This is a genomic window from Pedobacter roseus (genome assembly GCF_014395225.1).
GTDB classification, from domain to species: Bacteria; Bacteroidota; Bacteroidia; order Sphingobacteriales; family Sphingobacteriaceae; genus Pedobacter; species Pedobacter roseus.
This window is the reverse complement of sequence record NZ_CP060723.1, coordinates 5,082,406-5,103,206: the sequence shown is the minus strand read 5'-3', so window position 1 is coordinate 5,103,206 and position 20,801 is coordinate 5,082,406. Positions and strand designations below refer to the sequence as shown.

General features: G+C 39.3%; 19 protein-coding genes and 1 riboswitch. Of the genes, 11 read left to right on the top strand and 8 right to left on the bottom strand.

Annotated elements, in window-relative coordinates; translation table 11 throughout:
* The first annotated feature begins 39 nt into the window (after positions 1-39).
* Complete coding sequence (locus tag H9L23_RS21010) at positions 40-357, top strand: carboxypeptidase regulatory-like domain-containing protein (RefSeq protein WP_187592164.1); 318 nt, start codon at positions 40-42, stop codon at positions 355-357.
* Between the two features lie 212 nt (positions 358-569).
* Positions 570-3,407, top strand: coding sequence for a carbamoyl-phosphate synthase large subunit (gene carB / locus H9L23_RS21005; protein ID WP_187592163.1), 2,838 nt, complete (start codon positions 570-572; stop codon positions 3,405-3,407).
* Between the two features lie 170 nt (positions 3,408-3,577).
* Here the strand turns inward: carB and H9L23_RS21000 are convergent, their stop codons facing one another.
* Together H9L23_RS21000 and H9L23_RS20995 are read right to left on the bottom strand one after the other, a co-directional pair.
* Complete coding sequence (locus H9L23_RS21000) at positions 3,578-4,885, bottom strand: M20/M25/M40 family metallo-hydrolase (protein WP_187592162.1); 1,308 nt, start codon at positions 4,883-4,885, stop codon at positions 3,578-3,580.
* Positions 4,886-5,132: 247 nt separating this feature from the next.
* Positions 5,133-6,257: a DUF4407 domain-containing protein gene (locus H9L23_RS20995; RefSeq protein WP_187592161.1), complete on the bottom strand. Its 1,125-nt coding sequence runs from the start codon at positions 6,255-6,257 to the stop codon at positions 5,133-5,135.
* Positions 6,258-6,385: 128 nt separating this feature from the next.
* Between H9L23_RS20995 and H9L23_RS20990 the strand changes: the two genes are divergently transcribed.
* Together H9L23_RS20990 and H9L23_RS26445 are read left to right on the top strand one after the other, a co-directional pair.
* Entirely contained in the window at positions 6,386-6,703 is a 318-nt protein-coding gene (locus H9L23_RS20990) for a rhodanese-like domain-containing protein (protein WP_025142242.1), read from the top strand.
* A 125-nt stretch (positions 6,704-6,828) separates the two neighbouring features.
* Positions 6,829-7,026 (top strand): DUF6358 family protein, encoded by a 198-nt coding sequence (locus tag H9L23_RS26445; protein WP_223191003.1) that lies wholly within the window; start codon positions 6,829-6,831, stop codon positions 7,024-7,026.
* On the opposite strand, the gene H9L23_RS20985 is transcribed toward H9L23_RS26445, so the two are convergent.
* A complete protein-coding gene (locus H9L23_RS20985) occupies positions 7,004-8,035 on the bottom strand; it encodes a dipeptide epimerase (RefSeq protein WP_187592160.1) in 1,032 nt (343 codons plus the stop codon). The genes H9L23_RS26445 and H9L23_RS20985 overlap by 23 nt on opposite strands.
* 78 nt (positions 8,036-8,113) lie before the next feature.
* Between H9L23_RS20985 and H9L23_RS20980 the strand changes: the two genes are divergently transcribed.
* Positions 8,114-9,250 (top strand): hypothetical protein, encoded by a 1,137-nt coding sequence (locus H9L23_RS20980; protein WP_187592159.1) that lies wholly within the window; start codon positions 8,114-8,116, stop codon positions 9,248-9,250.
* 161 nt (positions 9,251-9,411) lie between these two features.
* Complete coding sequence (locus tag H9L23_RS20975; RefSeq protein ID WP_187592158.1) at positions 9,412-10,395, top strand: hypothetical protein; 984 nt, start codon at positions 9,412-9,414, stop codon at positions 10,393-10,395.
* Positions 10,396-10,697: 302 nt separating this feature from the next.
* Here H9L23_RS20975 and H9L23_RS20970 read toward each other — a convergent pair whose 3' ends face one another.
* Genes H9L23_RS20970 through H9L23_RS20960 form a run of 3 tightly spaced genes read right to left on the bottom strand, consistent with a single transcriptional unit; the run spans position 10,698 to position 13,717 of the window.
* Positions 10,698-11,300 (bottom strand): rhomboid family intramembrane serine protease, encoded by a 603-nt coding sequence (locus H9L23_RS20970; protein WP_187592157.1) that lies wholly within the window; start codon positions 11,298-11,300, stop codon positions 10,698-10,700.
* A 5-nt stretch (positions 11,301-11,305) separates the two neighbouring features.
* The gene (locus tag H9L23_RS20965; protein WP_187592156.1) at positions 11,306-13,045 is read right to left on the bottom strand and encodes a M14 family zinc carboxypeptidase; all 1,740 of its coding nucleotides are present in this window, start codon (positions 13,043-13,045) and stop codon (positions 11,306-11,308) included.
* A 30-nt stretch (positions 13,046-13,075) separates the two neighbouring features.
* Positions 13,076-13,717: a hypothetical protein gene (locus H9L23_RS20960; RefSeq protein WP_246474753.1), complete on the bottom strand. Its 642-nt coding sequence runs from the start codon at positions 13,715-13,717 to the stop codon at positions 13,076-13,078.
* A 149-nt stretch (positions 13,718-13,866) separates the two neighbouring features.
* Here H9L23_RS20960 and pepT point away from each other — a divergent pair, with 149 nt between their 5' ends.
* The 3 genes from pepT to H9L23_RS20945 all read left to right on the top strand — a co-directional run bounded on the left by pepT (position 13,867) and on the right by H9L23_RS20945 (position 16,709).
* Complete coding sequence (gene pepT, locus H9L23_RS20955; protein ID WP_187592155.1) at positions 13,867-15,120, top strand: peptidase T; 1,254 nt, start codon at positions 13,867-13,869, stop codon at positions 15,118-15,120.
* Positions 15,121-15,316: 196 nt separating this feature from the next.
* A complete protein-coding gene (locus tag H9L23_RS20950) occupies positions 15,317-16,183 on the top strand; it encodes an aldose 1-epimerase family protein (protein WP_187592154.1) in 867 nt (288 codons plus the stop codon).
* Between the two features lie 94 nt (positions 16,184-16,277).
* Positions 16,278-16,709, top strand: a complete 432-nt coding sequence (locus H9L23_RS20945; protein ID WP_187592153.1) for a DoxX family membrane protein — start codon at positions 16,278-16,280, stop codon at positions 16,707-16,709.
* Between the two features lie 158 nt (positions 16,710-16,867).
* Here the strand turns inward: H9L23_RS20945 and H9L23_RS20940 are convergent, their stop codons facing one another.
* Complete coding sequence (locus H9L23_RS20940; RefSeq protein WP_187592152.1) at positions 16,868-17,434, bottom strand: Crp/Fnr family transcriptional regulator; 567 nt, start codon at positions 17,432-17,434, stop codon at positions 16,868-16,870.
* 176 nt (positions 17,435-17,610) lie between these two features.
* Between H9L23_RS20940 and H9L23_RS20935 the strand changes: the two genes are divergently transcribed.
* A complete protein-coding gene (locus H9L23_RS20935) occupies positions 17,611-18,273 on the top strand; it encodes a DUF1349 domain-containing protein (RefSeq protein WP_187592151.1) in 663 nt (220 codons plus the stop codon).
* Between the two features lie 203 nt (positions 18,274-18,476).
* Here H9L23_RS20935 and H9L23_RS20930 read toward each other — a convergent pair whose 3' ends face one another.
* Positions 18,477-19,775 carry a leucine-rich repeat-containing protein kinase family protein gene (locus tag H9L23_RS20930; RefSeq protein ID WP_187592150.1) on the bottom strand — a complete coding sequence of 433 codons (1,299 nt, stop codon included), beginning with the start codon at positions 19,773-19,775 and terminating at the stop codon, positions 18,477-18,479.
* Between the two features lie 558 nt (positions 19,776-20,333).
* Positions 20,334-20,422: riboswitch (TPP riboswitch) on the top strand.
* Between the two features lie 64 nt (positions 20,423-20,486).
* Here H9L23_RS20930 and thiS point away from each other — a divergent pair.
* The gene (gene thiS / locus H9L23_RS20925; protein WP_187592149.1) at positions 20,487-20,705 is read left to right on the top strand and encodes a sulfur carrier protein ThiS; all 219 of its coding nucleotides are present in this window, start codon (positions 20,487-20,489) and stop codon (positions 20,703-20,705) included.
* The last annotated feature ends 96 nt before the right edge of the window (positions 20,706-20,801 follow it).

Sequence of the window (20,801 nt, the reverse complement as noted above, 5' to 3'; positions counted from 1 at the left end):
GTGTTATTTATTTCGGACATTACACTAAAACGGTATACCATGAAAAAATTATGTGTTGTATTATCATTGGTAATTGTATTTGCTTTAGGCGCCATTGCCTTTACAAATATTAAACTGGGCGGAATAATCGGAAAAATAAGTCCTGCTGATGCCGCTTCCTCTATCACGCTTGTAGCTGCAACAGACACGCTTAGAGCTGAAGTAAATCAGGGCGTTTTTACTTTTACCAACCTTAAACAAGGCGTTTATAATGTAGTTATAAAAGCCAATGCGCCGTATAAAGATACTGTGATAGAAAAGGTTGCCGTAAAAGATAGTGCCACTACCGATTTAGGCGAAATTAAATTGCAACAGTAGTGAATTTTACAAAAGAAAAATCTAAAAAGGGGGTTCAATAAATCCTCTTTTTTATTTTAAAAAAATCAGCTTAAAATCCCTCTAAAGATGTATCTTTGCATCCCGACAGAACAGTTGGGATTTTTCTTCTTACAAGCACAAAATCTCGTTGCTTTCAGGGTATTTAAAATACCCAAATACTTTAGAATTTTAATTATTGTTTAAGCTTTATCATGCCTAAAGACACTTCCATCCGCTCAGTACTGATTATAGGATCTGGACCAATTATCATTGGCCAAGCCTGTGAATTTGATTACTCGGGTTCGCAAGCGGCCCTTTCTTTAAAAGAAGAAGGGATTACCGTTTCCATTATCAACTCCAATCCGGCTACCATCATGACGGATAAGGTTATTGGTGACCATGTTTACCTGCGCCCGTTAACTGTTGATTCAATAGAGGTTATTTTACAAGAGCACATCGACTCTGCAGATTTACCTAGAATTGATGCGGTACTTCCTACAATGGGAGGGCAAACTGCACTAAACCTTTGTAAAGAAGCAGAAGAACGTGGTGTTTGGGAAAAATACGGTGTTAAAGTAGTTGGTGTAGATGTTGCTGCGATCGAAAAAACAGAAAACCGTGAAGCTTTCCGCCAGTTAATGGTTGATATCGGTGTAGGTGTTGCAGAATCGAAAATTGCCAACTCATTTTTAGAAGGTAAAGAAGCCGCACAAGAAATCGGCTATCCATTGGTTATCCGCCCATCATATACCTTAGGTGGTTCTGGTGGTGGTTTTGTGCACAAGAAAGAAGAATTCGATGCGGCGTTAAAACGCGGTTTAGAGGCTTCGCCAACACACGAAGTATTGGTAGAGAAAGCAGTTTTAGGCTGGAAAGAATATGAGCTGGAGTTGTTAAGAGATAGCAACGATAACGTAATCATTATTTGTTCGATCGAAAACTTTGACCCGATGGGTATCCATACGGGAGATTCGATTACCGTTGCACCTGCAATGACCTTATCTGATCGTTGCTACCAGGAAATGCGTAACCAGGCGATTAAAATGATGCGTGCAATTGGTAATTTTGCAGGTGGCTGTAACGTTCAGTTCTCAGTTAACCCTGCAAATGACGAGATTATCGCCATCGAAATTAACCCGCGTGTATCGCGTTCATCAGCATTGGCAAGTAAGGCAACCGGTTATCCAATTGCAAAAATTGCGGCTAAACTAGCTATCGGTTATAACCTGGATGAAATTGAAAACCAGATTACCAAAACCACTTCAGCCTATTTCGAGCCTACTTTAGATTATGTGATCGTTAAAGTACCACGTTGGAACTTCGATAAATTTAAAGGTGCGAACAAAGAACTTGGCTTACAGATGAAATCTGTTGGTGAGGTAATGGCCATCGGTCGTACTTTCATTGAAGCGCTACAAAAAGCTTGTCAGAGTTTAGAGATTAACCGTGCAGGTTTAGGTGCAGATGGCAGACAGGTTCGCAATATTGAAGAAATTATGGATGGTTTGGAGCATGCTTCATGGAACCGTTTGTTCTTAATAAAAGATGCCATGGTAATGGGTGTGCCTTTGGAGTCGATCCGTAAGGTAACCAAAATAGATAAATGGTTCTTAAACCAGATTCAGGAGCTTGTATTGCTTGAAACTGAATTAAAAAGATACTCTTTAAATAACATCCCTCAGGATTTCTTCGTAACGCTTAAACAAAAAGGTTTCTCTGATATTCAGATTGCCTGGTTGTTAGGGAACGTTACCGAGGATGAAGTGTACGATCGCCGTAAGGCTTTAGGCATTAACAGGGTGTATAAAATGGTTGATACCTGCGCAGCAGAGTTTCCGGCTAAAACACCATACTACTACTCTACTTTCGAAGAAGAGAACGAGTCGAAACCATCAGACAAGAAAAAAGTAATTGTATTGGGTTCTGGTCCTAACCGTATTGGTCAGGGTATTGAATTCGATTACTCTTGTGTACACGGTTTATTGGCCGCAAAAGAATCGGGTTTCGAAGCGATCATGATCAACTGTAATCCTGAAACAGTTTCTACAGACTTTAACATGGCCGATAAGTTATACTTCGAGCCGGTGTTTTGGGAACATGTGCGCGAAATTATCGAGCTGGAGAAACCAGAAGGTGTAATCGTTCAGTTAGGTGGACAAACCGCCTTGAAAATGGCTGAAAAATTAACCGAAAAAGGAATCAAAATTATCGGAACATCTTTCGAGAACATGGACATCGCTGAAGACCGTGGACGTTTCTCTGACCTGTTGAAAGAATTAGATATTCCTTATCCAAAATATGGAGTTGCAGAAAACGCTGAAGAAGCAATCGTTGTAGCAAACGAGGTAGGTTATCCGGTATTGGTTCGTCCGAGTTACGTATTGGGCGGACAAGGGATGAGCATTGTAATCAACGATGAAGACCTTGAAAAAGCAGTAGTAAAATTACTGGGCGATTTACCGGGCAACCGCGTATTGATCGACCACTTTTTAGATAGAGCAGAAGAAGCAGAATCTGATTCAATTTCTGATGGTGACGATGTTCACATTGTAGGTATGATGGAACACATTGAGCCTGCAGGTATCCACTCAGGAGATTCGTTCGCAGTATTGCCAACCTTTAGCTTACCAGAAACGGTAACTAAGGCGATGGAAGAGTACTCGATCAAAATTGCAAAAGCTTTAGATGTACGCGGATTGTTAAATATCCAGTTTGCCATTAAAGATGAGAAGGTGTATGTAATCGAAGCCAACCCAAGGGCATCACGTACGGTTCCGTTCATTGCAAAAGCTTACGATGTACCTTATATCAATATCGCGGCTAAAATCATGTTAGGCGTAGCAAAACTGAAAGATTTCACAATCGTGCGCAAGCTAAAAGGTTATGCGATTAAAGAACCGGTTTTCTCTTACGAGAAATTCCCTGAAGTAGCGAAAGAATTAGGTCCTGAAATGAAATCTACAGGTGAGGCGATCCGTTTCATTAAAGATTTGGAAGATCCTTATTTCCGCAAGCTTTACAAAGACAAATCGATGTACCTGAGCAAGTAATCTGCTTACGAAGGTTTATAAATAGCAATGGCCAGTGATTTTTCACTGGCCATTTTTTATAATATTGTATTTGGCGGCTCGTCATTCCCAACTCGATTGGGAATCTTAAAGCTTACTGCATTACGATTCCCGCCTGCGCGGGAATGACGACCGTTTTATAACTGCCCCTTTTATTGCTTCAACTTCGGAATCCTGGTTGGTGTATCAGCCCCGTTTACGATGGTAACAGCGCTTTTAGCAATGGCTTTAATGGTAGAAAGAATATTTTCAACGTCCAATGAACTGTATTCGTCTTTCACACTGTGGTACAATTTATCGATATCGATTTTATCGGTACTGATGGTGTGTGCAGGAACACCTAAAGCCGCTAAAGTAGCATTGTCGCTTCTATAAAATAAGTTCTGATCTGGATATGGATCCGGGTGGAAAGTAAATTCGGTTCCAGCCAGGTTTTTCTGTAATATCTTTCCGAAATCAGATCTTTCGTAACCAGTAATAAAGGCTGTGTTTTTGCCAAATTTAGAGTCTTTACCGATCATTTCGATATTAAACATAGCCACAACATCATCAGGATTTAATTTTTCTGAGAAATACCTTGCGCCAAAACCACCAATTTCTTCTGCTGTAAAAGCAACGAAGATCAGAGTACGCTCGTTATTTTTTTGTGCTTTGTAATATTTTGCCAGTGCAATCATCGCTGTAGTACCCGATGCATCATCATCGGCGCCGTTAGCAATACTGTCGCCTTCTACAGGTTTTAAGAAACCTAAATGATCATAGTGACCAGAGAAAACCACAATTTCTTTGGCTTTAGATTTACCTGGAATTACACCAGCCACATTGAACAAGGGCATTTGAGTTACCTTGCTTTTAAAAGTAGCCGAAAAATCTGTTGCGGCATCTTTACCTAAAACAAAAACCTGTACAGCACTTGTGGTTGCCCTTACATCTTTTTCATCAACAGTTGCGGGTTTACCGAAATAACTTCTGTAACGGTTAAAAAGATCAGCAAATTTGCTGTCTACCAATACAATCTGATTCTTCCCGGCACCCATCATTGTTCTTAATTGAGCTACAAAAGGTTTCTCAGGATCTAATTTAACAACGATGGTATTCGATTTATCAAGTGTAACACTTTCCGCAGTTACGCCCGAAACAATTAAATTTTCTGGTGCAATTTCTTGCCCATCTATTTTAACACTGGTACTTTGATTGGCAACCTGGTATTTATTAAAAGTCTGGCGGAATGTTTTTTCACCTGTTAAGGGCTGCAGACCGATTTTTTTAAATTCTGATTCAATAAATGTCGCTGCTTTATCAATGCCTGGGGTAAATGTTGCACGCCCCTGCATATCATCTGCACTTAAAGTTTTAATCAGGTGATCGGTGTATTCACGGGTGATGATTTTATCAATGTTTTGCGCTTTAAGCTGCAAACTTGCCATCCCGACAAGGGTAAAGAGGAATATTTTCTTCATATAATAAGTTATAGAGGGTGAATTTAGGGAAAATTAAGGTTTTTGACTGATAGTTCTGCGATTTTTAGTGATGATTTATTGGTTAATGGTTTGATGGTTTTTTTGTTCATGTTATGATTGCTCATGGTTAATAGCTAATGGTTTATTGTGTATTGCTTTTGGCCATGATCTATGATCCATCTAACCATGAACTGTTTAATTATGGATCATTCGCTACCTCATCCCTCTTACATTATCCATCTTCCATCTACTCCCCGTCCCAATCGTATTTCTCCAGATCGCGGTAAGCTTTTCCTTTTATAATTTCTTTTTTCTTGGTTGATTCGGAATCGACCCTGGTTTCGTGAATATTATCAGCTACTTCGAAATGAAAATCCTTGTCCTTTTTAGAGTGATAGATCGCCACCTCATCACCATCCGATATGGCGTAATCATAAGGTCCGCGGGCACTCATTAGTTTTACAAACACCGGCAAACATTCGAAGAAAATAAACAGTAGCCCGATAAAAGTAACTGCAATGGCCGTATTGTTATCGCTGGTGCCATCTACATTAAATTTAAGCTGACCTAAAGCCCAGTTGCGGTCGGCAAAACCTGCAATATCCGATAAGCTATCTAACTGTTTCTTAGTATATAGTTTTTCGGTAAACAAACCATCAAACTCTTTGCGCTTATCAACAAAACTTTCTGATTTATTGATGGCAGCTTTTAACGAATCAAGCTCGGTTGTACGCTGTGTAATTTCGGCTTCTTTACGTTTGGCATAAGGTCCATAACCCATTACCCCTGATGTTTCGGTGGTTTTATTGCCAAAAATCTCAAAATTCAGCTTTTGTCTGTCGGCTTTAATGCCTTTTTCGAGCGAATCTCTGGTCGCTTTCTGTAGGTTTAACCTGCCAAATTCTACCTGGTATTTCTTCTCGAAAGCTTTGTTTAAGGTATCAATTTTAGCGCGCTGCCCATTCAGGTAACTTACTTTTAAACGTTCTTTGATTTCTTTATCGAAGATTTTCAGCTCGATTGGCCGCGATATTACCATACCGATCATAATGGCCAGTAAAATACGTGGTGTAGCCTGTAGCAACTGTTTATTGGTGCTTGCACTTTTATTGATACTCGAAACGATGTAACGGTCCATATTAAAGATGGCTGCACCCCATAAAAAGCCAAAAACAATGGCGAAAATTACGGCCAGATCGGCACCTTTAAATACAAAATACATGGCATAACCGCCAGAAAGTGCGGCAAATAAACCCGTGAAGAAGATTGTGGCACCAATGCCGGTATATTTATTTTGTTCCGAAGGGTATTTTTCCAGCGTTGGGATGTGCGCACCAGAGCAAAACCAAAAGAAACGGTTCAGGTTGTCCATTTGTAACTATTTATATTTAAACGCCTAAGGGTTTCAGTTGTTACAGTTTTGCGCAAAATTTTATGGCATTTTTTTGATGGGGAGTGTAAAGCTGATTTTCCTATATTTGCATAAATACATTTAATAAAATGAAAGAAATATCGGTACAAGAACTAAAAGAGAAAATCGATAACAAAGAAGATTTTCAGTTAATTGATGTCCGCGAAACGTTCGAATATGAAGTTTCCAATCTTGACGGGGAAAATATTCCTTTAGGAGGGATTTTAATCGAGGCCGACAAGGTTGCTAAAGATAAACCGGTAATTATTCAGTGCCGTAGCGGAAAAAGAAGCGCAGCAGCTGTAATGCAGTTAGAGCAACAATACGGATTTGACAATCTTTATAATTTAAAAGGCGGCATTTTAGCCTGGCAAGAAGCTTTTGATCCGAATATGCAGGTATATTAAAATAATTATTGAATTTTGAATGAGAGGATGAATGAATTAGTTTAAGCTAATCTCATTCACTCATTCAAAACTCATTCATTCTATCATTTAATTCTTCACTCATTCTATCATTCAATCCTTCTATTGTGGGTAAAAAATTTGCTTTAAATATCTTCTATAACCTGGCCATTATCCTTTCTATTTTTGGATTGGTTTGGTGTTATAATAATCATAAATATATTCCCGCCGCATTTTTAGTTGGCGTGGCCTGCTGTTTATTTTATTTTAAGTATCAGTTAACTAAAGAGCTTAGAAAAAGCTTTAAAGAAAAAGATCCGAAGTAATACCTTCCAGTCCTAAACCGGGTAAATTTTTGAGGATATATTTTCCGTTCTCAAAAGCCGGATCGGTAAATGGATTATTTTTAGTGAGCCAGGGTCCGTCTAAATCAGCCCAATTACATAATGGCGCTAAAGCTGCTGCGGCTAAAGTTGCGCAGCTGGTTTCACTCATGCAGCCAATCAGCACTTTCATGCCAAAAGATCGGGCTTTTAAAATCATCTGGTGACCTTCGTACATGCCACAGCTTTTCATCAGCTTTACATTAATGCCGTGGTAAGCGCCTCTTAATTTATCCATATCTGCTAAACGCTGCACCGCTTCATCTGCCAGTAAGGGAATCGGACTACGTTCGGTTAACCAGGCATTTCCATCCAGGTTGCTTTTATCCATGGGCTGCTCAATTAATACCACGCCTTGGTTATGCAGCCAATAAATTAAATCGATTGCTTTTATTTTATCGGTCCAGCCCTGGTTTGCATCCACATAAAGCGGTACGCTCGTCATGCTGCGGATGGTTTCAATAATTTCCTGGTCGTTATCCCTGCCCAGCTTCACTTTGATCACTTTAAATGCTTCGGCATCTTTCAGTTTTTCGCGGATTACTTCCGGTGTATCAATCCCGATAGTATAAGAGGTTACTGGCATTTTTGCCGGATCGGCACCATAAATTTTGTAACAGGGTTTATTTAAAAGCTTGCCCTGAATGTCATTAAGCGCAATATCAATGGCTGCTTTAATGGCCGGTTGACCAGGAGCAAGGCTATCTAAATAAGCGATAATTTCTTCAAAGTTGAATGGGAACTGGATTTTATCCCAGTTTACCAGTTTAAGAAAACTGTTCGCACTTTCATAGCTTTCGCCCATATATGGCACCATAGAGGCTTCGCCATAACCCGCAACGCCTTCATGTTCAATCTTTAATAACATTAAAGGTGTACTGGTTCGGGTAAATTTCGAAATTGAAAAAGGATGTTTTAACGCTAATTCAAATTGCTTGCAACTAATTTTCATTATCAATCGTCTTCTAAATAAATGAGGTAATTGTCGTCTTACAAATTATCTTTGTTTATTAACGCAAATATTCCTGCCATGAAAAACATTTCAAGATTACGGTATTTTATTTATTTATCCTTAATAATTATTGGAGGATGTACCACAGGGAAAAAAGCCTTGCAAAAAGGTGATTATGATGCTTCGGTTGAAAAATCGGTAAGCAGGTTGCAAAATTCGCCAAAAAACAGCGAGGCAATGGAAGTGTTGAAAACCGCATACGGACTGGCTTTGCAGGATCATTTGCGGAAAATTGAAGAAGCCAAAATGTCGAACGATTTATTCAGATGGGAATCGGTGATGTACGATTATCAAAAAATAAATCAACTGGCAGATGATATCAATAGCTGTCCGGCCTGTTTGGCCATTGTTCCAAATCCTTCAAAGTACATTGCCGAACTGGCTGATAGTAAATATAATGCTGCTGGCGCGAGGTATAGCTCTGGTTTAGGCTTTTTAAGGGAAAACAACCGTCAGGCAGCTAAAAAAGCATATTACGAGTTTGAGAAAACACTAAATCTTCAGCCTAACTATAAAGATGCCAAAGCCAAAATGGAAGATGCTTATTGGGCAGCAGTAACAAGGGTTGTGGTGCAGCCAATTATCGTAAACAGTGGCATGTACAAATTAAGCGCTGATTATTTTCAACAGCAGATCGATCAGTATATCGCAAAATACTCGAGAAATAAGTTTGTGATTTTTTACGGGGAAGAACAGGCTACCAGTCAAAAAGTTGTTCCCGATCAGGTACTAAGTTTGAACTTCGATGATTTTGTAGTTGGACAGACTTATGTAAAGGAAAGGGTTGAAAAACTAAAACGGGATAGCGTAGTGATCGGTGAAACCCGTGATAAAAAACCGGTTTATGGTACGGTAAAAGCCACCTTAAGCATTTTTGAAAAGAACATTTCCTCTTCAGGCTTACTGGATATGAGCATTACCGATTGGAAAACAAGAAAACTGGTACGCCAGCAGAAATTTCCTGGTACTTATATTTGGAGGGATAGCTGGGCCAGTTATAAAGGCGATGACAGGGCTTTAAGTAACCAGCAATTGGCCATCACCAGAAGAAAAGAACAATTGCCTCCACCGCCAAGTGCATTGTTTTTAGAATTTACCAAGCCGATTTATAACCAGTTGGTAGATGATATTGGGTATTATTATAATAATTACTAACCACCTCACCCTATTAGCGAATGTGGTTTCACTTGCTGCAGTAACGTCCCTCTCCTGAAGGAGAGGGAGACATTGGACATTGCAATACCATTCACGTAAATAGGGTGAGGTTGTAATCCCTGCGTTAAAATAAAACATCGTTGCTTAGCCCTAAAAATATAATGGCTAATATTGCAGTGATGAATACCGGCTTATACAATCCTTTCCAGAATTTCGATTTTTTATATAAAACCTGCTTTTTAAGCGGAAAAACCTTTAATTCACCAGTTATTCAGGTGCCTTTACTCCCGAAATGGTTGTTGGAGCAGGCGGGTTTAAGCGGCGAAGAGCAGATCCAGTTTTTGGATGAAAGCATCCGTTCATACAACACCCTGGTGATTCCGGTAAACAGCGAGGTAAATGAGCAGTTTTTAAATCCCCTGGAAGATAAGATCGAAGCGGCATTTGCAAAGGGTTATGATGCGGTTTCTACACTGCCCGAACTGGATCTTTTTAACTGGATCGGTAAGTTCTTATATGGTTTTGTATACATCGAAATGCATTCGGCTTTGCGCAAAGAAATGACCGCTGATGGTTTGAATATGTCGCAATCGTTAATGATGAAATTTGCCAACCTGAATTTCATGATGCAGAACCTGTACACCAGTTTGGAGTTTGAAGATTTCTCGCCATGGTCTATCACGATAGTAAAGTTAGAAAATGGAGAAACGCCATTTAGCTTTCGCGATGAAATTAATACGCTGACTTTCTCACTAAAAATGAAGGATTTTGGCATTATCGCCTGCCTGCAGGATAATGGCACCAATAAACGTTATCATCAGGACATTATCAGCGAAGTAAAAGGTAAATCTTTAACTGCAGAACAGTTTGAGGAACTAAGTGCCCGTTTTTATTATTCGGCCTACCTTTTTAACCGTTTACCCGAATATACGTTTATGCCTGTTGAAGGGACTATTTATATTGAAGCAATGCCTCTACGTGGCAACATGACCAAACCGCTTTTTGATGTTTGGCAAAATAAAATTTATGCGCAGGTACTGGAGAATTTCTGGAAACCCTGGGGATATGTGGTTTTCGAGATTATTAAAAATCCTGATGAGCCGATGAGTTTCTTTGAGAAACCTTATTTGCCTACAGCGGGGTAGTTTTTTGCGTACCATCATTCCCAGAGGTCAGTTTTTTTGTAAAAACAGAGGAGTTTAAATCATAGATTTTTCTAAGGATGTCGTCATTGCGAAGCCGATTTTTCATTGGCTGAAGCAATCTTTATCGCAACTTGGAAAGATTGCTTCGTCGTTCCTCCTCGCAATGACGCCCGATTTTTTGGAATCCGTCATTCTTAACTTGATTGGGAATCTTAAACCGAAAAATGTTATTGTATGTTGCATTAGGATTCCCGTTTTCACGGGAATGACGATTCTTCCCAATTGATATTACCTCCCGCCTGTTAAAACATGGCAATAAAATTCTGTAAAATACCCGGAACGAAAATAATGGTAAAAATCAATCCGGTTAGCGCTCCGAAAAAGTGTGCATCGTGGTTGATGCCATCTCTGGAGTTTCTAGAGGCGTAGTAGCAGTATACAAGATATAGTATTCCGAAAATATAGGCAGGAATATCGAATGGGATGAAAAGTATTCTTATTCCACTTTTCGGACTAAACAAAATAAAGCTGAAAAGTACAGCACTAATTGCTCCTGATGCACCTAAACTATTGTAATTAAAATTTTCCTTGTATTTAAATATCGTTGGTACATCACTGAGGATGAGCGCCAAAATGTAAAGCAAACCGAACAAGAAACTGCCCATTAGCCGTTCTAAAGTAAAAGCAAATGCAACGAAAGTAAACATGTTGAAGAAAAGGTGCATCCAATCGGCATGTATTAGTCCGCTTGTTATCACTGTCCAAACCTTGTGGCCTCTTGATACGCTATACGGATGCAGCATAAACTTTCCATAAATCGAATGATCGTAGAAAGCGTAAAGACTGGTAATAATGGTAAAAACGAAGATTAAGGATGCAACTGGTGCGATATTGAAGTATTCCATTAGTGCTATTTTAAATCAAGTTTTACGTCTGTAACCAAACGGGCAACCGGATATCTGTTATGTGTTTTTTCGTAATAATCAGAATTTTTATACACAAAATCAAGTTGTGCAGCACCATTCTTTGCAAATTCAGGATCAGATGACTTTTTAGCTTCCAGTTTACTTTTCAGTTCCGGGTTGTTTTTGAGCAGTTCTGTTGCGGTATCTTCAAATACATAAGCCGAATAATGCTCTTTCATATCCAGAATAGAATCGAAAAAATTCCAGTTGAAATAAGAATCGGTGGCCTGAGGTTCCAGTGTTTCTATAATATAACGGTTAACAGGCTGGTTAGTGTACACCACAAAGTCGCCGGCATAATACTGGAGGTTCTGTTTTACGGTATTCAATTTTACGGCCGAATGCAGGTAATGTCCTTCGTAAGGTCTTGTGCCTGTTTTAAAATCTCCGATATAATAACTTTCTACCACAATTTTCTGATCGGCTTTTAATTCGCTGATTTTAACATTGTTCAGTTTAAGCAGGGCAATTACACGGTCCCAGGCTTTTGGAATAATATAAGCAACCGGTTTCTGAACAGAAACTGCTGGCTCGAATTTATTCCATTCTTTTATGGTTTTGGTGTAAGGCTTGCTACGGTCGTAATATAAACGGTCGGCACCGCTTACTGTACTGGGTTTTTGTCCGGCCTCAAAACCTTTAAAGGTTAAATCGTTTACTTCTGTTTTATTTAATTTCCATTCTAAAGGAAATTCCTTTTGCGCAGCAACAGCTTCATCGGCTTTACTTTTATTCTCGCCGATAATTTTGGCATCTCGTTCAACAATCCTGATGTAGCTTTCCAGAAGTTTATAAGTGGCATCCACACGCAAATCATACGATTTTAGCATGTGCGTTTCAGGCATAAAGCCAATGGTATTATGAAGTGTGGTATAACCTGTTGAGTAACGCGGAGGATCAATAAATCCGGTTATTCCGGTTTCCGGGGTTTCGCCGATCGAGTTTACATAAGGAATCATCGGATAACCTGCTTTGTCCATGTCTCCGTAAAGATCAGGTACAAGGGTTTTGGTTAAATAGCCAGCAAGTATAGGGTTCAACTTATCCTTTTGCGTCGGAATAAGCGTCATCACATATTGATAATCGGCACCATTACTGGTGTGTGTATCTACAAAAATTTCGGGCTGCCATGTATTAAAAATAAGTTGAAATGCCGCCGAATTTTTCGAGTCAGTTTTAATAAAATCGCGGTTCAGGTCGAGGTTTTTGCTGTTGCCCCTAAATCCGTAAGCAACTGGTCCGTTTTGGTTGGCTCTCGAAGTACCAGTACGGTTAAAGCTTCCGTCTATATTATAAAGCGGAATAATGCAGATGACCACATCTTTTGGGAGTTTACCCGCTTTAAGCAGGTCGCGGGCCAGCATCATCGAAGCATCTACTCCTTCTGGTTCGCCCGGGTGGATCCCGTTATTAATCAATAAGATTCTTTTATTGCTTTTTCGGATCTGCACCGGATCGAAAACCTTATCGCGTGATAAAACTAATACATGCAAAGGTTCTCCGAAATCTGTACTTCCATAGGTAAGTAGCCTGGCTTCCGGGTGATTTTTAGCCAGGTTTTCGTAATAAGATATTGCTGCAGTGTAGGTTGTGGTTTCGGTTTTGCCGCTTAATTCGAAAGGTGTTTTTTGTGCGATGGCTTTTAGCCTCATCGATAGCAAACATAACACAAAGAGTTTTCTCATGCCTTAAAGCTAAGAAATGAAATGCTGTTATTAAAGTGTTTTACGATAAGATTTAATCCTTCCCAACATGTATTTAAAGCCTATGGTATAGGAGTTATAAACATCAGGGGAATAGTTTTTAAATTTCGTGCTCGAGTCGTTATAACCATCCAAACCTTCTCCAAAAGTGAAGTTCGATTGTGCATTGATGTTGATGATATACCGCATGTAACCGTAACCATCGTTGATGAAATAGTTAAAGCCGAAGTTTAAAGGAACTGCCATGTTCAGGCTTTTGTCAACACCAGGAAAAGGGCCATAACCAGGATCATATTGCGCCCAGCTAGGCTTATACCTTACAATGTCGGTAATGTTATTGTTGATTACGCCAATACCCAATCCCAGGTACAGGCCGCGGATGTTGTATAAAAATTCACTTTTATCATAATCCACGATTTCGCCAAGCATTAATTTTACATTCGCGGTAATGGAAGTATATTTGTTTACAAACTGGCGGTTATGCGGATCGGTTTCAATGTTACCACCCTGAACCATTCCATACTGCCCCTCGAGTCCTATTGTTACAAATGGGGTGATATGATAATCGAATACGCCATAAGCTGTGTAACCAAAACTTCCTTTGTAAACGTCGGTATAAGATTTGTTCACTCCACCACCAAAACCGTACGACATTTTAAAATAGTTTGACTGGGCAAAAGAAAAACTTCCAATAAAAACAAGCAAAAGGGTTATATAAGTAGCTCTCAGCAAATTAAAAATCATATCGTTTTTTTACAAAAATAATATGTTTATCGAATATCTATAACTTTTACCTTTGAATTATGAGCACATACAGCAACTTTAACAAAACCTTAGAACAGCGTTTTATCAAATATGCAAAAATTGATACGCAATCGGATCCAGATTCTCCTACTTGCCCTTCAACTTCAAAGCAAAAGAATTTAGGAAGAGAATTGGTACAGGAATTATTGGAAATCGGTGTTTCTGATGCAGAAATGGACGATAATGGCTATGTGTATGGCACTATTCCTTCAAATTCGGATAAACAATTGCCTGTGATTTTTTTCTGCTCGCACATGGATACTTCGCCGGATTGTAGCGGTGAAAATGTGAAACCGATTATTCATGACAAATATCAAGGGCAGGATTTGATCTTACCCGACGATCCTAAAATTGTAATCAAAATGGCCGATCATAAAGATCTGAAGCACCAGATTGGCAATGATATTATTACTGCCAGCGGAACCACTTTGTTGGGCGCAGATAATAAAGCAGGTTTAGCCGAAATTATGGAAGCCGCGGCTTTTTTTATGAAAAATCCTGGTGTAAAACACGGAACCATTAAAGTGTTTTTCACCCCTGATGAAGAGATTGGCCGGGGGGTAGATAAAGCAAATCTAAAAAAACTAGGTGCCGATTTCGGTTATACCATTGATGGTGAAACACTGGGCTCTATTGAAGATGAAACATTTTCTGCAGATGGTGCCACCCTTAAAATTTATGGCGTAAGTACCCATCCGGGCTTTGCAAAAGGAAAAATGGAAAGCGCCATTAAAATCCTCGCAGAAATTTTAGACACCTTGCCAAAAGATACGCTTACACCTGAAGCTACGCACCAAAAAGAAGGTTTTATCCATCCGGTAAGCATGCATGGGCAGGTAGAGGAAGCTGAAGCACAGTTTATCATCCGCGATTTTACAAATGAAAAACTTGCTGCACACGGACAGTTTTTAGAAGAAACAGTAAAACAGGTAATGGCGAAATATCCAAAATCGAGCTATACTTTAGAAATTAAAGCCCAATACCGGAATATGAAAGAGGTGCTTGATCAGCATCCAAAAATTGTACAATATGGAATTCAAGCCATTGAGCGTGCAGGTGTGGTTGCCAAGCAGCAAAGTATTCGTGGCGGTACCGATGGATCGAGATTATCGTATATGGGCCTACCTTGTCCGAATATTTTTGCAGGAGAACACGCTTTTCACAGTAAACAAGAATGGGTAAGCGTGCAGGATATGGAAAAAGCAGTACAAACGATTATTAATATTGCATGTATCTGGGAAGAGAAGGGTTAGTTAGTTTTGAGTTGGGAGTCATCATTCGCTTTAAACTCAAAACGCTCGATTTATAGAATGTTTATTCAAATAAGGATACCGTTCTAGGGCGTAATGAACTCCAAACACTCAACTCTGAACTCCCAACTGAAACAGGATTCATTTTTTAATAAAAAACATATCTTTCCGAACATCTTTTTCCTAATTTAGATTGCAAATGATTACTCTCGAAAACGACTATATAAAAGTTAGCCTGGCGGCTAAAGGCGCAGAACTTCAAGGCTTATTTAGCAAAGAAACAGGATTGGAATATTTATGGAATGCCAATCCTAAATATTGGGCAAAGCATAGTCCCGTTCTATTTCCTATTGTAGGTTCCTTAAAAAACAACAGTTTTAAATATCAGGGTAAAAACTATGAATTGCCAAGGCATGGTTTCGCGCGCGATCATGTTTTTAATTTCGAAAAAATAAGTGAAACTGAAGCAGTTTTTACTTTGACGCAAACGGATGAAACCTTAAAAATTTATCCATTTTATTTTGGATTGAAGCTGAAATATCAATTGATAGACCGCAAGCTGAACTTAACTTACGAAGTAATTAATACCGGTACCGAAGAACTTCTGTTTTCTTTAGGGGCACACCCTGCATTTGCAGTTCCTAATACACCTGATACGGTTTACGAAGATTATTACCTTGCCTTTAATACCGACGAGAAATTAACATATTGGAAGCTGGATGATGGTTTAGTAGCAGATGAAACCGAGAGCATTGAGTTGAGTTATCATAAATTAAACCTTAAACACGACCTTTTCTACAATGATGCATTGGTGTTTAAAACGCTGCAAAGCAACTGTATCAGTTTATTGAATACCAAAAATGATTACGGTCTTCACTTTCATTTTGAAGATTTTCCATTCTTTGGGATATGGGCTGCTACCGATGCACCTTTTGTATGTTTAGAGCCCTGGTGCGGTGTGGCCGATGGCGTTAACCACAATCAGGAACTGGAACATAAAGAAGGTATTGTTAAGTTGGCTTTAGGCGAAAAGTGGTCGAGGTTTTGGGAAGTAGAATGTTTTTAGGCTGATTTTTCGAAATAGCTCATTTCTTAATCTGGTTTAAGAAAGTTGTGATAGATAGGTGCTAAATTGCGGATATCCTATTCACTTAAACAAGATGAAAAACACACCACATTTTGCACAATTATTTCTTAGGCTCGCTTTGGGCGTAGGTTTTATCCTTCCTGTTATGGACCGCTTTGGCTGGCTCGGAGCTCCAGGTTCTCCAACTGTGGGCTGGGGCAACTGGTCGATATTTGTAGATTACACCCATTCTCTCATGCCTTATTTAAGCCGTACATTGGCCAATGTTATGGGCATTATTGCCACCGCTGGCGAATTGATTTTCGGGTTATTGCTCATTATTGGTTATAAAATTAAACTGGCCGCTATAGGTAGTTTTTTACTTACGCTTGCCTTTGCCTTATCGATGTTGATTTTTGCGAATTACAGGGCGCCCTTTAATTATTCGGTTTTCGTGGTAAGTGCTTCTAGTTTAGTGTTGGCAAGCTTGCCAGGCTATAAGTTGAGTGTAGATAGCGATAAATAAGAGTTTTTAACCACAGATGTACACAGATAAATACAGATTTTGGAGTTGATCTGATCATTGGAGCAGCGCTAAGAGAATCTCTATTATACACCCAACTCTGTGTACTCCGCGCCTTTTTTCTGTGGTCTTTGTGGTAAAAAAGCCAAAGCACAGAAATTTTAAAGCGATAACCTGCTCAAAGTTTCCCTGGTTACCCCCAGATAAGAAGCTATAAGGGTTTTCGAAATCCGTTTCTGTAAAGATGGGTATTGGTTACGCCATTGTTTGTAACGCTCGCCTGCATTATTGCTCAATAAGGCCAGTACCCGTTTTTGCAAGGCCATATTCCCCGTAGTATATTTTTTTCTAAAGAAATATTCCATTTTCCGGGATGAGGCGCAAAGCTTTTCTTTATTCTCAAAAGAGATGGAAAGCGTTTCAGTGTCTTCAATGCAATCTACATTTAAAGTTGCCGGCATGCCCGTGTTAAAAGCATTCGGATCGGAAAACCACCACTCTTCCATTGCCAGTTGTAAAATATATTCTTTGCCCTCATGGTCGGTATAAGAAGATTTTACAATGCCTTTCACTACAAAATGTTCCTGACTGGCAACATCTCCTGCCTGAATAATGTACTGGTGCTTTTTGTATTTCCGTTTGGTGAAAAAAGATCGGGCATATTCAAACTCCTCATCTGTTAAACAAACGATCTGATGAATGTGCGCTCTTAAAAAATTTGTTTCCATGTTTCTCTGATACCAAAGGTAATATTTAATGAAGATTTATAATACTGGTACAATTGCTACCCAATACAGGCGTGACAATCATCACATAAAAATAGTGATGTATGTCCTTTCCAAAAGTTTAACCCTGCATTATGTTTGCAGTACACAAACACACAATAACCAACTATAACACACAAATGAAACTTAAATTACTCACCTTAATTGCCATCCTATCTTACTTTATTTCTCAAAAAGCAAATGCCCAGAGCCTGGCTAAAATGAACTGGTTTAATGAACCAGATAAATGGGAAATTAAAGATAAAAATACCTTTAGCATGTTTGTTCCGGCTAAAACCGATTACTGGCGCATTTCGCATTATGGTTTCACAGTTGACGATGCTCCTTTTTACTATGCCACTTATGGGGGAGAGTTTGAAGTGAAGGTAAAAATTACCGGAAATTATGTAACCACTTTCGATCAGATGGGGCTGATGCTCCGCATAAATGAGGAAGAATGGATTAAAGCCGGAGTAGAATTTGTTAATGGAAAACAAAATGTAAGTGCTGTTGTAACGCATAAAACCAGCGACTGGAGCGTGGTAGAACTTGAAAAGGCACCAGCATCAATATGGATGAAAGCCGTTAGAAAACTGGATGCAGTAGAAATTTTCTACTCTTTAGACGATAAAAAATATACCATGATCCGTACCTGTTATTTTAAAGATAATGCGCCGGTGATGGTAGGTCTGGTAGCCGCCTGTCCTGATGGTAAGGGTTTTAACGCCACTTTTGAAAATTTCAAAGTAACAACTACTCCCGATCAACGCAGGTTGGATTGGGCCAAAAAACAGCAGAATTAATCTAGGTTTTTTGGCTAGCGAGATCGTCATTGCGAAGCCAATTTTTCATTGGATGAAGCAATCTTTAATGCAAAGTGCTAAAGGCATGAGAGATTGCTTCGTCATTCCCAACCCGATAGCTATCGGGTTGATTGGGAATCTTAATGTAAAATGCTTTAAGATTCCCGCCTGCGCAAGAATGACGACCTTTCTAGCAATTGTAATTAAATCTGAGCCAACTGATCAACTAATTCATTAAAACCCGGTCGCTCTAAAGGCACTGGAACCAAACAGGCATCCCTAAGTTCGCTTACCGTTTTATACACTTCCTCACCAACTTCTTCATCTTTTAAAGAAAGCAAATCATCGAGCAGATAACCATAAGCACTTACTTCAATCCGCTCCAGTGCCTGCGCCGTTTTAGCTGTGTTATCGTAAAAACTAGCCGCGCCAAAATCGCCAAATAAAGTACTGCCATCCTCATCAATTAACGTATTGTGTGCATATAAATCGCCATGCATAATGCCCGCTTCATGTAATTGAGCCGCTAAGGAAGCAATGGTTTTAGCGATACTGATGATCTGTTTTTCAGAAAGTTTCCGATCAGCAGGAAAAACATCCCTGGTGCAGCTTTCTAAACTTGGTGGATTGCCGAGATTGTAAAAATGATGCGGAATTAAATCCATCACCAGTCCTTTTTTATCTTCCGGATGGAAGGCAATCTGTCCGATCAGGTTGACTAAACCCGGGTGATAACCGGCAGCAATATAAGCTGTCATTTCATCTTCTGGCAAACCGTCGCTGGTTACATTGCCCTTAAATATTTTAACTGCTACTTCGCTGGTTTCTTCTCCAATGGTTCTGTTGGCTTTCGAAATCACGCCCGAAGCACCTTCTCCCAACAAATGGCTGATTTCTAAATCATGCCAGTTGATCAATGAAAGGGTTTCGACAGCAGTCGTTTTGCTAAAATTATTCCCTGAAAATGCAATCCACGAAAGTTTTGGCAGTTGCGTAATCCATTGAGGCAATTCGTGCAGTTTATTGGCTGCAATGCGTAAAAGTGCTAAATTATGGCAATTGATCAATTCTTCGGGCAGTATGGATAAACGGTTACCTGAAAGCATCAGTTTTTGCATCTTTTTGCAAAGGCCAATTTCCTTAGGCAGTTCAGCAATGTTGTTATTTGTTAAAATTAACCAGCGTAAATTCGGGTTGATCGACTTCGGAGGTACGATTTCAATCCGGTTAGATTTAAAACCGACAATATCCAGTAGAGGGCAATCGGCCAGTACTTCTGGTAAAACTGTGAAAAGATTTTCAGAACAGAAAAAAATCCTCAACTTTTTTAACCGGCCAAAATCTGTAGGCAATGAACTTAATTTGTTAAATGATAAATCCAGCACTTCCAGGGTATCGGCCAGCTCGAATATTTCCTTCGGAAATTCGGTCAGGTCTTCGGAAAGTTTTAACGATACCGCGCCCTTTATTTCGCCACTTTTTAGTGCTAACAGGTTTTGCATAGGTGTACTGGGTTTTATAATTTGGAACGAAGATAAGGCTATATATTTATTTTAAAGATGAATGGTATGTTCAACCTGTACCTGGTTTAGAAAATATTCATCATGTGATATAACCAGAAGCGTTCCCTGATATTCGTTAATGGTAGGCTCATCCAATATAATCAGATCGGGCGATTGGTTGCTGATGGGTTACATTTTATCCAAAAACATTGGAGAGAAATAACTTGTTTGTGAGGTATCGTCATCTCGACCGCAGTGGAGAGATCTTTTAACATAGTCCAAAGATTTCTCCGTTTCGCTGCGCTTCAGTCGAAATGACGCCCCGATTTTTTGAAATCAGTAATTCAACGAAGGATCTTTATTCAACAGATTTTGGTTCTGTATTGCATCGGTTAAAGATTTGCTTCGCAGAGCCTCCGGGTTCTTCACTGCGTTCGGAATGACAAAAGTGGTATTAGTAATCCTAATACAGTTATAAACTATGTTGTTAAATTTAATATATAGATTTTATCTATATCAATTTTTATTTGCATTAGAAATTTAATCGCATATATTTACAAAAAACTTTAGGGGTGCCTACGTGCTGAGAAATACCCTTTGAACCTGATGCAGTTAGTACTGCCGAAGGGAAAAGTGAAAGCAATCTAATATTGCTGTCTTTTCGATCTCCATTTTGGGGCAATCTCTATAGTTTTTCCAATTTTTTAAAATATGGAAGTAACTATCAACAATCAAAACTACCTGCTCAACGAGGCCTGTTCCATCGAACAGATGCTTGCTGCTGTCATTTCAACCGAGACGAATGGCCTTGCCATTGCCGTTAACCAAACCATCATTTCCAAATCTGTTTGGGATACGCATGTATTAAACCCAGGCGATCAGGTTATACTCATTAAAGCCACTCAGGGGGGTGATAGAAGGATTGAATGAGAGAATTTTGAATGATGGAATGGGAGATACTTTACATTCAATTCCCTCAATCACTCATTCATTCAGTCGCTCACTCATTCATTCCCTCATTCTCTC

What these genes read in the sequence shown, in the direction of transcription:
- H9L23_RS20995 (WP_187592161.1), bottom strand. Translation starts at nt 6,257, where the DNA reads ATGGACAACCTGAACCGTTTCTTTTGGTTTTGCTCTGGTGCGCACATC.
- H9L23_RS20950 (WP_187592154.1), top strand. Translation starts at nt 15,317, where the DNA reads ATGATTACTCTCGAAAACGACTATATAAAAGTTAGCCTGGCGGCTAAA.
- H9L23_RS20980 (WP_187592159.1), top strand. Translation starts at nt 8,114, where the DNA reads ATGAAAAACATTTCAAGATTACGGTATTTTATTTATTTATCCTTAATA.
- pepT (WP_187592155.1), top strand. Translation starts at nt 13,867, where the DNA reads ATGAGCACATACAGCAACTTTAACAAAACCTTAGAACAGCGTTTTATC.
- H9L23_RS20985 (WP_187592160.1), bottom strand. Translation starts at nt 8,035, where the DNA reads ATGAAAATTAGTTGCAAGCAATTTGAATTAGCGTTAAAACATCCTTTT.
- H9L23_RS20960 (WP_246474753.1), bottom strand. Translation starts at nt 13,717, where the DNA reads ATGTCGTACGGTTTTGGTGGTGGAGTGAACAAATCTTATACCGACGTT.
- H9L23_RS21010 (WP_187592164.1), top strand. Translation starts at nt 40, where the DNA reads ATGAAAAAATTATGTGTTGTATTATCATTGGTAATTGTATTTGCTTTA.
- H9L23_RS21000 (WP_187592162.1), bottom strand. Translation starts at nt 4,885, where the DNA reads ATGAAGAAAATATTCCTCTTTACCCTTGTCGGGATGGCAAGTTTGCAG.
- H9L23_RS20935 (WP_187592151.1), top strand. Translation starts at nt 17,611, where the DNA reads ATGAAACTTAAATTACTCACCTTAATTGCCATCCTATCTTACTTTATT.
- thiS (WP_187592149.1), top strand. Translation starts at nt 20,487, where the DNA reads ATGGAAGTAACTATCAACAATCAAAACTACCTGCTCAACGAGGCCTGT.
- H9L23_RS20990 (WP_025142242.1), top strand. Translation starts at nt 6,386, where the DNA reads ATGAAAGAAATATCGGTACAAGAACTAAAAGAGAAAATCGATAACAAA.
- H9L23_RS20970 (WP_187592157.1), bottom strand. Translation starts at nt 11,300, where the DNA reads ATGGAATACTTCAATATCGCACCAGTTGCATCCTTAATCTTCGTTTTT.
- H9L23_RS20940 (WP_187592152.1), bottom strand. Translation starts at nt 17,434, where the DNA reads ATGGAAACAAATTTTTTAAGAGCGCACATTCATCAGATCGTTTGTTTA.
- H9L23_RS20975 (WP_187592158.1), top strand. Translation starts at nt 9,412, where the DNA reads ATGGCTAATATTGCAGTGATGAATACCGGCTTATACAATCCTTTCCAG.
- carB (WP_187592163.1), top strand. Translation starts at nt 570, where the DNA reads ATGCCTAAAGACACTTCCATCCGCTCAGTACTGATTATAGGATCTGGA.
- H9L23_RS20965 (WP_187592156.1), bottom strand. Translation starts at nt 13,045, where the DNA reads ATGAGAAAACTCTTTGTGTTATGTTTGCTATCGATGAGGCTAAAAGCC.
- H9L23_RS20945 (WP_187592153.1), top strand. Translation starts at nt 16,278, where the DNA reads ATGAAAAACACACCACATTTTGCACAATTATTTCTTAGGCTCGCTTTG.
- H9L23_RS20930 (WP_187592150.1), bottom strand. Translation starts at nt 19,775, where the DNA reads ATGCAAAACCTGTTAGCACTAAAAAGTGGCGAAATAAAGGGCGCGGTA.